The following is a 10,207-nucleotide window of genomic DNA, read 5'->3' as shown; positions in this document are numbered from 1 at the left end:
TGACCTCCACCACCGTGCCGTAGTCGCCCGGCGGCAGCCGGAGCGAGGTGTCGCGGACGTCGGAGGCCTTCTCGCCGAAGATGGCGCGCAGCAGCTTCTCCTCCGGCGTCATCGGGCTCTCGCCCTTGGGCGTGATCTTGCCGACCAGGATGTCGCCCGGGCCGACCTCGGCGCCGATGTAGACGATGCCGGCTTCGTCGAGGTTCCTGAGCGCCTCCTCGCCGACGTTGGGGATGTCGCGGGTGATCTCCTCCGGCCCGAGCTTGGTGTCGCGGGCGGCGACCTCGAACTCCTCGATGTGGATCGAGGTGAAGACGTCGTCCTTGGCGATCCGCTCGGAGATGAGGATCGAGTCCTCGTAGTTGTAGCCGTTCCAGGGCATGAAGGCGACGAGCACGTTCTTGCCGAGTGCCAACTCGCCGAGGTCGGTCGACGGCCCGTCGGCGATGAACTCGCCCTTGCGGACGGCGTCGCCCACCTTCACCAGCGGGCGCTGGTTGATGCAGGTGTTCTGGTTCGAGCGCTGGAACTTGCGCAGCCGGTAGATGTCGACGCCCGGATCGCCCGGCGCCACGTCCTCGGTGGCGCGCACGACGATGCGCATGGCGTCAACCTGGTCGATGACGCCGGCGCGGCGCGCGGTGATCGCCGCGCCCGAGTCGCGCGCCACGATCTCCTCGATGCCGGTGCCGACGAAGGGCGCCTCGGCGCGCAGCAGCGGCACCGCCTGGCGCTGCATGTTCGAGCCCATCAGCGCGCGGTTCGCGTCGTTGTTCTCGAGGAACGGGATCAGCGAGGCCGCGACCGAGACGAGCTGCTTCGGCGAGACGTCGATCAGGTCGACGTTCTGCGGCGGGTTCAGCATGAAGTCGCCGCCCTTGCGGGTGGAGACGAGCTCGTTCACGAAGCGGCCGTCCGCGTCGAGGTTGGCGTTCGCCTGGGCGATCGTGTGGCGCATCTCCTCGGTCGCCGACATGTAGGTGACCTCGTCGGTCACCTGGCCGTCGCGGACGTGGCGGTAGGGGGTCTCGATGAAGCCGTACTTGTTGACGCGCGCGAAGCTGGCGAGCGAGTTGATCAGGCCGATGTTCGGGCCTTCCGGCGTCTCGATCGGGCACATCCGGCCGTAGTGGGTCGGGTGCACGTCGCGCACCTCGAAGCCCGCCCGCTCGCGGGTCAGGCCGCCCGGGCCGAGCGCCGAGAGACGGCGCTTGTGGGTGACCTCGGAGAGCGGGTTGGTCTGGTCCATGAACTGGCTGAGCTGCGAGGAGCCGAAGAACTCCCGCACCGCCGCCGCCGCCGGCTTGGCGTTGATCAGATCCTGCGGCATGACCGTGTCGATCTCGACCGAGGACATCCGCTCGCGGATCGCCCGCTCCATGCGGAGGAGGCCGACGCGGTACTGGTTCTCCATCAGCTCGCCGACCGAGCGCACCCGGCGGTTGCCGAGATGGTCGATGTCGTCGATCTCGCCCTTGCCGTCGCGCAGGTCCACGAGCGCCTTGACGCAGGCGGTGATGTCCTCGTTGCGAAGCGTGCGGACGGTGTCCTCGGCGTCGAGGTCGAGGCGCATGTTCATCTTCACCCGGCCGACCGCCGAGAGGTCGTAGCGCTCGGGATCGAAGAAGAGCGACCGGAACATGACATCGGCGGCCTCGACCGTCGGCGGCTCGCCCGGGCGCATGACGCGGTAGATGTCCATGAGCGCCTGGTCGCGGTTCATGTTCTTGTCGACCGCCATCGTGTTGCGGATGTAGGCGCCGACGGTGATGTTGTCGACGTCGAGGGTCGGGATCTCGGTGACGCCGTTGTCGAGCAGCACCTTCAGCGAGCCGCCGGTGACGTCGCCGGTCTTGGCGTCGATCTCCCAGGTCAGCTCGTCGCCGGCCTCGACCCAGATGAGGCCGGTCTCCTCGTTGATGATGTCGCGCGCGGCGTAGCGGCCGACGATGGCGTCGAAGGGTACCAGCACCTCGCTGATGTCGCCCTTGTCCTGCCACTCCTTGACCATGCGCGGGGTGATCTTCTTGCCGGCCTCGGCGATCACCTCGCCGGAGGCGGCGTCGATCAGGTCGTGCGTCGGCTTGGTGCCGCGCAGCCGCTCGGGGAAGAAGCGGGTGGCCCAGCCCTTGTTCTCGCGCCGGTAGGTCACGGTGTCGTAATAGGCCGCCATGATGGCGTCCTGGTCCATGCCGAGGGCATAGAGCAGCGTCGTCACCGGCAGCTTCCGGCGGCGGTCGATGCGCGCGAAGACGATGTCCTTGGCGTCGAACTCGAAATCGAGCCAGGAGCCGCGGTAGGGGATGACGCGGCTGGTGAAGAGCAGCTTGCCCGAGGAGTGGGTCTTGCCCTTGTCGTGGTCGAAGAAGACGCCGGGGGAGCGGTGCATCTGGGAGACGATAACGCGCTCGGTACCGTTCACGATGAAGGTGCCGTTCGGGGTCATGAGCGGCATGTCGCCCATGTAGACGTCCTGCTCCTTGATGTCCTTCACCGAGCGGGCGCCGGTCTCCTCATCGACCTCGAAGACGATGAGGCGCAGGGTGACCTTCAGCGGCGCGGCATAGGTCATGTCGCGCTGCATGCACTCGTCGACGTCGTACTTGGGCGGCTCGAGCTCGTACTTCACGAACTCGAGAACGGCGGTCTCGTTGAAGTCCTTGATCGGGAAGACCGACTGGAAGGTCCCCTGCAGCCCCTCGCCGTCGAGGGGGCGCTCCTGGTCGCCCGAGTTCAGGAACAGGTCATAGCTCGACTTCTGCACCTCGATGAGGTTCGGCATCTCCGCGACCTCACGGATCTTGCCGTAGAACCTGCGAATGCGCTTGTGACCTGAATGCCGCTGAGCCATGCTCTGAATACCTCTACCTCGCATGCGAGCCACCCGGCGGGGAAACGGGTGCCTCGGCCGTGCCGACGCTTCGGGCCCAATGCTGGCGCGACTTCCCACATCGCGCACTCCGGACCGAACCTGCGTCTTTCGCGACATCCGCCGATCCGGATGCCGAGAGAGACGCACGCCTTCAAACGCATTTGGCCGGACCCGCGATTCGCTCCGCGGATCCAGCCGTGTCGGTTAACGCAACCTCAAGTTGCGTGCAAGCTCACTTCAGCTCGACTTCCGCGCCGGCGTCGGTGAGCTTCTTCTTGATGTCCTCGGCCTCGGTCTTGGAGACGCCCTCCTTGACGGCCTTGCCGCCGGCCTCGACCAGGTCCTTGGCCTCCTTCAGGCCGAGGCCGGTGATCGCGCGGACCTCCTTGATGACGTTGATCTTCTGCGCGCCGGCCGACTTCAGGATGACGTCGAACTCGGTCTGCTCCTCGGCGGCCTCGGCCGGGGCGGCGGCGGCAGCCGGGCCCGCAGCAACGGCCACCGCGCCCGCGGCGGGCTCGATGCCGTACTCGTCCTTGAGGATCTTCTTCAGCTCGGCGGCCTCGAGGAGCGTCAGGCCCACGATCTCTTCCGCCAGTTTCTTCAGGTCAGCCATGTCAGGTTCCAATCAGATAGGGTGTCTGGTCCGGTGCGGCAAGGTCTTGCCCCACGCGGGCTTGTCAGGGTTGCCGTTCAAGCCGCCTCGCGCTCCTCGAGAGTGGTGAGGATCGACGCGATATTCGCGGCGGGCGCGCCAATCGCCCCTGCCAGCTGCGCCGCCGGGGCGCCAATGGTCGCGACGATGGAAGCGATGAGCTCCTCGCGCGACGGCATGGCGGCCACGGCGGTGACGCCGGCCTGGTCGAGAGCGGTGCCCCCCATGGCCCCGCCGAGGACAACAAGCTTCTTGTTGACCTTGGTGAAGTCCTCCACCGCTTTCGCGGCGGCGACCGGGTCCTCGGAATAGGCGAGCACCGTCATGCCCGTCAGCAGATCCCCCATCTTCTCACCGGGGGTCCCCTTCAGGGCGATCTTGGCGAGCCGGTTCTTGGCGACGCGGACCCCGCCCCCGGCCTGCTTCAGGCGCAGGCGGAAGTCCGTCATCTCGGCAACCGAGAGGCCCTCGTAGTGCGCGACCACGACGACGCCAGAGTCCGCGAAGATCCGGCCGAGTTCCTCGACCACGCCTTCCTTCTGGGCTCTATCCACAGTTGTTGCTCCAAGTTTGGCCTCGGGGGTCGCCCCCTCCGGCCGGCTCTCTTTCGCCGGTCGCCCCGTCTCGGGCTCGCCGGCGTCTCGGGTCCGAAGGTCCCGCCAAAACCGCCCGGGGCGCCGCCCCGATTGATCCTGATCGTTCCCCATCTCGGGCAGGACTTAGCGCCTCGCGGCAGCCCACCGTCTCGGACAGTCACCCCGGCGTCGCCGCCGGGGAGCTCGTCAGTCGGCCACCGCGCTGGCGATGTCGACGGTCACGCCCGGCCCCATGGTGGAGCTGAGCGAAATCTTCTTCAGGTAGGTGCCCTTGGCACCCGACGGTTTGGCCCGGTTCACCGCCTGCACGAAGGCCTTCACGTTCTCGACCAGCGCGGAGGGTTCGAAGGAGGCCTTGCCGACGCCGCCGTGGATGACGCCCGCCTTCTCGACCTTGAACTGCACCTCGCCGCCCTTGGCGTTCTTCACCGCCTGGGCCACGTCCATCGTCACCGTGCCGACCTTGGGGTTCGGCATCAGGTTCCTCGGCCCGAGGATCTTTCCCAGCCGCCCGACGATCGGCATCATGTCCGGCGTGGCGATGCAGCGGTCAAACTCGATCTTGCCGCCCTGGATCGTCTCCATCAGGTCCTCGGCGCCGACGATGTCCGCCCCCGCCGCCTGCGCCTCGTCGGCCTTGGCGCCGCGGGCGAAGACCGCGACCCGCACCGTCTTGCCGGTGCCGTTCGGCAGGTTGACGACGCCGCGCACCATCTGGTCGGCGTGACGCGGGTCGACGCCCAGGTTCATCGCGATCTCGAGCGTCTCATCGAACTTCGCCGTGGCGTTCGCCTTGACCAGCGCGACGGCGTCGGCGACCGTGAGATCCGCCTTGCCCTCGAAGGCCTTCCGCGCCGCGGCGGTGCGCTTTGCTACCTTGGCCATCGGCTTACCCCTTCACCTCGATGCCCATCGAGCGGGCGGAGCCGGCGATGATCTGCATCGCGGCCTCGACGTCGCCCGCGTTCAGGTCCTTCATCTTCGCCTCGGCGATCTCGCGCACCTGGGCGAGCGTCACCGAGCCCGCCACCGTCTTGCCGGGGGTCTTCGAGGCCGAGGTGAGCTTCGCCGCCTTCTTCAGGAGGTAGGACGCCGGCGGCGTCTTGATCTCCATGGTGAAGGACTTGTCGGTGAAGTAGGTGATGATGACGGGCGTCGGCTGGCCGACCTCCATCTCCTGGGTCCGGGCGTTGAACGCCTTGCAGAACTCCATGATGTTGATGCCGCGCTGACCCAGCGCCGGCCCGACGGGCGGCGAGGGGTTCGCCTTTCCGGCGGGGACCTGCAGCTTCAGCTGCCCCGCTACCTTCTTGGCCATGATGGCCTCCTTCTCTCCATGCCCTCGGGTCGCGACCCTCGGGCGCTACATGGGGTGGTGCGGTCCGGACGGCGCGCCGCCCTCGCCTCCCACCACGGTCCGATATCCTTGGATATCGGCCCACTCACACTGGTCCGATATCCTTGGGATATCGGCCCACTCACACTGGTCCGATGTCCTTGGACATCGGACCATTCAGACCCGCGTCAGGACGCCTTGGCGACCTGGGCGAATTCCAGCTCGACCGGGGTCGCCCGGCCGAAGATCGACACCGACACCTTGAGCCGGTTGTTCGACTGATCGACCTCCTCGACCATCCCCGAGAAACCCTCGAACGGCCCGTCGGTGACGTTGACCTGCTCGCCGGTCTGGAAGGTGATGATCGAGCGCGGCCGCTCCTGCCCCTCGACCACGCGGTTGAGGATGTGCGCGACCTCGTCGTCCTTCATCGGCGAGGGCTTGCCCTGCGGCCCGAGGAAGCCGGTCACCCGGTTGATCGAGTTGATCAGGTGATAGGTGCGGTCGGAGAGCTCCATCTTCACCAGCACGTAGCCGGGCATGAAGCGCTTCTCGGTCTGCACCTTCTTGCCGCGGCGGATCTCGATGACCTCCTCGGTCGGCACCATGACCTCGGCGATCTCCTCGGTGAGCCCCTGCTGCGCGGCGGCGTCCCTGATCGCCTCGGCGACCTTCTTCTCGAAGTTCGAGAGCACGCTCACCGAATACCAGCGCATCGCCATGTCAGTCCGTAACCTCAACTCGGGGGCGGTGCGCTCGCCGCCCGCCCTCTGCTGTTCCGCCCCGGCAAGGCAAAGCGGCGCGCGACGAATCGCAGCGCGCCAGCCGGCCGGTCGGGAAGCGCCCCCTTAACGCCGCGGGCGCGCGGCTTCAAGAGCTCATTCGGAGGATCGTCTCGAGCCCGAAGCGAATGAGCAGGTCGACGGTGAAGAAGAAGAAGGCGAAGAGCGCCGCCATGATCATCACCATGACCGTGGTGAGCCCCGTCTCCCGCCGCGTCGGCCAGATCACCTTGGCGACCTCGGCGCGGACCTGCTGGATGAACTGCAGGGGGTTGGTGCGGGCCATCGTCACTCTCTCCGTCGGACGGCTGCACCTAAGCCAGCCGCCCGGCCTTTGCAAGCCCCGCGGCCCCGGGTTCGCCCTCGGGTTCAGCCCGCGGCCGGCTTCCAGTCGGGCGAGGGGATGACGTTGATCATCCAGGGCACGCCGAACCGGTCGACGAGCGCGCCGAAGCCGGGCGACCAGAAGGTCTCGCCGAACGGCATCGCCACCTTTCCGCCCTCGGCCAGCCGGTCGAACCAGCGCTGCGCCTCGGCCTGATCCCCGGTGTGGAGCGTGACGTCGAAGCCGTTCTTGGGCTTGTCGACGTTCGGTGCCCATCCGACGTCCATGTCGGCGCCCATCAGCGCCTGGTCGCCCACCTCCAGCCAGCAGTGCATCAGCCAGTCCTTGTACTTCTCGCGGTCGACGGGCATGTCGGGCGGCGCGTCGCCATAGGGCATGGCCGCGGTAATCCGGCCGCCGAGGACCTCGGCATAGAACTCGAAGGCCTCGCGGCACTGCCCCTGGAAGCTCAGGCTCGTCACGATCTTCATCGGCGTCTCCTCTCCTCCGATGCCCGGTACAATTGAGTTGATATCAACGTAACTCCGCTGCGGGAGTCAACCACCGCGCCGGCAAGGCGCGAAAATGCGCCCAGAGCCCTTGACGTCGTGCCGGCGCGCCGCATCGTCGCCGGCGCGAGAAGGATGCCATGACCGACGAGATCCACCCCGACGGCCTGCCCGTCCCGCGCCGCTACTTCGCCATTCTCGCGATCTCTATCGGCATCACCATGGCGGTGCTCGACGGCACGGTGGTGAACGTCGCGCTGCCCTCCATCGCGCGCGAGCTCGGCGTCTCGCCCTCGGCGGCGGTCTGGATCGTCAACGCCTACCAGCTCGTGATCCTCGCGACGCTGCTGCCGATCGCGGCGCTCGGCGAGCGGGTCGGCTACCGCCGCGTCTACCAGGTCGGCATCGTCGTCTTCACCCTCGGCTCGCTCGCCTGCGCGCTCGCCGGCAGCCTGCCGCTCCTCGTCGCCGCGCGGGTGCTGCAGGGGCTCGGCGGCTCGGCGGTGATGAGCATGAACGGCGCGCTGGTGCGTCACACCTACCCGGACGCGATGCTCGGGCGCGGCGTCGGCCTCAACGGTCTCGTCGTCTCGATCGCCGCCGCCGTCGCCCCCTCGCTCGCCTCGGCCGTCCTCGCCATCGGCCCCTGGCCGTGGCTCTTCGCGATCAACGTGCCCTTCGGCCTGCTCAACACCTGGCTGGCGCTGCGCTACCTGCCGCGCTCGGAGACCTCGAGCCGGCCGCTCGACCGGCTGAGCGTCCTGCTCGGCCCGGTCATGTTCGGCCTCTTCTTCATCGGCGCGGACGCGCTCGCCCGCGACGGCGCGGGCCGGCTCGCGCCACCAGCGCTGCTCGCGGCGGTCGCGGCCGGGGCGGTGCTCGTCCGGCGCAACAGCGGGGTGCCGGCGCCGCTCGTTCCGATCGACCTGCTCAGGAACCCGGTCTTCGCCCTGTCGGTCGGAGCCTCGGTCTGCGCCTTCGTCGCCTTCATCATCGCCTTCGTCGCCCTGCCCTTCTATTTCCAGAGCGTGCTCGGCCGCGACCAGGTGGAGACGGGCCTGCTGATGACCCCCTGGCCGGTCGCCCTCGGTCTCGTCGCGCCGCTCGCCGGGCGGCTCTCCGACCGGATGTCGGCGGGCCTGCTCGGCGGCTTCGGGATGCTGCTGCTGGCCATCGGGCTCGCCCTGCTCGGCGTCCTCCCGCCCGACGCAGGCGCGCTCGACATCGCCTGGCGGATGGCGCTCTGCGGCCTCGGCTTCGGCTTCTTCCAGGCGCCCAACAACCGCACCATGCTCGCCGCCGCGCCGCGCACCCGCTCGGGCGCGGCCGGCGGCATGCTGGCGACCGCCCGCCTCCTCGGCATGACCTCGGGGGCCACCATCGTCGCGCTCGTCTTCCATTTCCTGCCGGGATCGGCCGAGCCCGTCAGCCTCGGCCTCGCCACCGCCTTCGCGCTCTTCGCCGGAATCGCGAGCACGCTCCGCATCTCGCGCCGGGCCACCGCCCGCTGGCCTCCTGGGGGTTAACCTTCGTTGAGAAGTGGTTAGCGCCCACCTCTTTATCGTGTCTTTTCAGCTCATTAAGGAAAGCCCGCACTGTGCGGGCCCGTACGGATGCGGCAGACCCTCGGCAGGGAATTGGATTGCGTGCTGGCAGGGGCGATAGGACTCGAACCTACGACCCTCGGTTTTGGAGACCGATGCTCTACCGACTGAGCTACACCCCTAAGGCGACGCAGCGTCTCTATATCGGTGCGCTCGGAAGGGAGTCAATCCGCCCTCACCTGCCAACGCGACGAGGCCGGCCTCCACCACATCCGGACAGGCGAGCAGGCGCTTTACAGGTCGCGGCCTTTCTGCGACGGCAGGATCTCGGGATCATCGGCATGCGCGGGCTCCGCGAAGAGCCACGCGCCTTCACGCAGGGGACGGAGCGGGGATGGAGCGCATCGGCGTCGGGCTGATCGGCACGGGCTTCATGGGCAAGTGCCACGCGATGGCCTATGGCGCCGTGCGCGCCGTCTTCGGCGACGTCCCGGAGATCGCGCGGGTAGTGCTCTGCGACGTCGACGCCGGCCATGCCGCCGCCTGCGCCCGCGACTTCGGCTTCGCGCGCGCGACGACGGACTGGCGCGAGATCGTCGCCGACCCGACGGTCGAACTCGTCTCGATCACCTCGCCGAACGGGCTCCACCGCGAGATGGCGGTGGCGGCGCTCGAGGCCGGCAAGCACGTCTGGTGCGAGAAGCCGATGGCGCTCGACCTCGAGGACGCCCGCGCCATGGCCGAAGCCGCCGCCCGCAGCGGCCGGGTGGCAGCGCTCGGCTACGCCTACCTGCAGAACCCGGCGCTCGTCGAGGCGCGGCGGCTGATCGAGGCGGGGGCGATCGGCACGCCCTTCGACTTCCGCGGCAGCGTGGACGAGGACTATATGGCCGACCCGGCGCTGCCCTGGTCCTGGCGGCTGCGCGCGCAGGACGCCGGCCTCGGCACGCTCGGCGATCTGACCGTGCATCTCGTCTCGCTCGCCCGCATGCTCATGGGCGAGATCGAGGCGCTGACCGCGGTCGTCGACACGGTGCATGTCGAGCGGCCGCTGCCGGGCGGCGGCACGGCGGCGGTCGAGAACGACGACGTCGCCCACGCCCTCGTCCGCTTCGCGAGCGGCGCGCGCGGGACGCTCGCTTCGAGCCGGGTCGCGCACGGGCGGAAGAACGGGCTCCGCGTCGAGGTCTACGGCTCGCACGGGGCGCTCTGGCTCGACAACGAGCGGATGAACGAGCTCAACCTCTATCTCGCCGAGGGGCCGGTCGGGACGCGCGGCTTCCGCCGCATCCTCTCCGGTCCGGCGCATGCCGACTATGCCCGCTTCTGCCCGGCGCCCGGCCACGGCCTCGGCTTCAACGAGGTCAAGGTCATCGAGCTCGCCGAGCTCCTGAAGGCGACGACCGGCCGCCCGACCCGCGCCATCGACTTCGCCGAGGGCCTGAAGATCGAGCAGGTGGTACACGGCTTCGTCCGCTCCGCCGGCGAAGGCCGATGGGTGCGCCCGGCCGACCTCTAGCAGGCTGCTGAAGCAGTGTGGCGGACCGCTTTGAGGATGGCATCATCGCCGCGATGGTAGTCGAGCTCG

At 68.6% G+C, this 10,207-nt stretch carries 10 protein-coding genes and 1 tRNA gene; 2 read left to right on the top strand and 9 right to left on the bottom strand.

Annotated features, from left to right (window positions below; all coding sequences use genetic code 11):
- The 8 genes from rpoB to Q0112_RS16325 form a co-directional block, all read right to left on the bottom strand.
- The coding region (gene rpoB / locus Q0112_RS16360) for a DNA-directed RNA polymerase subunit beta (RefSeq protein WP_297977050.1) at positions 1-2,851 on the bottom strand (2,851 nt) is incomplete at its 3' end.
- Positions 2,852-3,104: 253 nt separating this feature from the next.
- Positions 3,105-3,488 (bottom strand): 50S ribosomal protein L7/L12, encoded by a 384-nt coding sequence (gene rplL, locus Q0112_RS16355; RefSeq protein ID WP_297977049.1) that lies wholly within the window; start codon positions 3,486-3,488, stop codon positions 3,105-3,107.
- A gap of 77 nt (positions 3,489-3,565) precedes the next feature.
- A complete protein-coding gene (rplJ, locus tag Q0112_RS16350; protein WP_297977048.1) occupies positions 3,566-4,081 on the bottom strand; it encodes a 50S ribosomal protein L10 in 516 nt (171 codons plus the stop codon).
- Between the two features lie 228 nt (positions 4,082-4,309).
- Positions 4,310-5,008 (bottom strand): 50S ribosomal protein L1, encoded by a 699-nt coding sequence (gene rplA, locus Q0112_RS16345; RefSeq protein ID WP_297977047.1) that lies wholly within the window; start codon positions 5,006-5,008, stop codon positions 4,310-4,312.
- A 4-nt stretch (positions 5,009-5,012) separates the two neighbouring features.
- Positions 5,013-5,441: a 50S ribosomal protein L11 gene (gene rplK / locus Q0112_RS16340; protein WP_297977046.1), complete on the bottom strand. Its 429-nt coding sequence runs from the start codon at positions 5,439-5,441 to the stop codon at positions 5,013-5,015.
- Between the two features lie 206 nt (positions 5,442-5,647).
- Positions 5,648-6,181 carry a transcription termination/antitermination protein NusG gene (gene nusG / locus Q0112_RS16335; protein WP_297977045.1) on the bottom strand — a complete coding sequence of 178 codons (534 nt, stop codon included), beginning with the start codon at positions 6,179-6,181 and terminating at the stop codon, positions 5,648-5,650.
- 148 nt (positions 6,182-6,329) lie between these two features.
- Positions 6,330-6,527 (bottom strand): preprotein translocase subunit SecE, encoded by a 198-nt coding sequence (gene secE, locus Q0112_RS16330; protein WP_297977044.1) that lies wholly within the window; start codon positions 6,525-6,527, stop codon positions 6,330-6,332.
- An 83-nt stretch (positions 6,528-6,610) separates the two neighbouring features.
- The gene (locus tag Q0112_RS16325) at positions 6,611-7,057 is read right to left on the bottom strand and encodes a VOC family protein (protein ID WP_297977043.1); all 447 of its coding nucleotides are present in this window, start codon (positions 7,055-7,057) and stop codon (positions 6,611-6,613) included.
- 158 nt (positions 7,058-7,215) lie between these two features.
- Here Q0112_RS16325 and Q0112_RS16320 point away from each other — a divergent pair, with 158 nt between their 5' ends.
- A complete protein-coding gene (locus Q0112_RS16320; protein WP_297977042.1) occupies positions 7,216-8,601 on the top strand; it encodes an MFS transporter in 1,386 nt (461 codons plus the stop codon).
- Positions 8,602-8,725: 124 nt separating this feature from the next.
- Here Q0112_RS16320 and Q0112_RS16315 read toward each other — a convergent pair.
- Positions 8,726-8,801: transfer RNA gene (locus Q0112_RS16315), tRNA-Trp, on the bottom strand.
- A gap of 212 nt (positions 8,802-9,013) precedes the next feature.
- Here Q0112_RS16315 and Q0112_RS16310 point away from each other — a divergent pair.
- Complete coding sequence (locus tag Q0112_RS16310; RefSeq protein WP_297977041.1) at positions 9,014-10,138, top strand: Gfo/Idh/MocA family oxidoreductase; 1,125 nt, start codon at positions 9,014-9,016, stop codon at positions 10,136-10,138.
- Positions 10,139-10,207 lie beyond the last annotated feature (69 nt).

Source organism: uncultured Amaricoccus sp. (assembly GCF_937858865.1).
Classification (GTDB): domain Bacteria; phylum Pseudomonadota; class Alphaproteobacteria; order Rhodobacterales; family Rhodobacteraceae; genus Amaricoccus.
Note: the sequence above shows the minus strand (reverse complement) of the source record. Positions and strands in the feature narration are given on the sequence as shown.

What these genes read in the sequence shown, in the direction of transcription:
- rplL (WP_297977049.1), bottom strand. Translation starts at nt 3,488, where the DNA reads ATGGCTGACCTGAAGAAACTGGCGGAAGAGATCGTGGGCCTGACGCTC.
- rplA (WP_297977047.1), bottom strand. Translation starts at nt 5,008, where the DNA reads ATGGCCAAGGTAGCAAAGCGCACCGCCGCGGCGCGGAAGGCCTTCGAG.
- rplK (WP_297977046.1), bottom strand. Translation starts at nt 5,441, where the DNA reads ATGGCCAAGAAGGTAGCGGGGCAGCTGAAGCTGCAGGTCCCCGCCGGA.
- nusG (WP_297977045.1), bottom strand. Translation starts at nt 6,181, where the DNA reads ATGGCGATGCGCTGGTATTCGGTGAGCGTGCTCTCGAACTTCGAGAAG.
- secE (WP_297977044.1), bottom strand. Translation starts at nt 6,527, where the DNA reads ATGGCCCGCACCAACCCCCTGCAGTTCATCCAGCAGGTCCGCGCCGAG.
- Q0112_RS16325 (WP_297977043.1), bottom strand. Translation starts at nt 7,057, where the DNA reads ATGAAGATCGTGACGAGCCTGAGCTTCCAGGGGCAGTGCCGCGAGGCC.
- Q0112_RS16320 (WP_297977042.1), top strand. Translation starts at nt 7,216, where the DNA reads ATGACCGACGAGATCCACCCCGACGGCCTGCCCGTCCCGCGCCGCTAC.
- Q0112_RS16310 (WP_297977041.1), top strand. Translation starts at nt 9,014, where the DNA reads ATGGAGCGCATCGGCGTCGGGCTGATCGGCACGGGCTTCATGGGCAAG.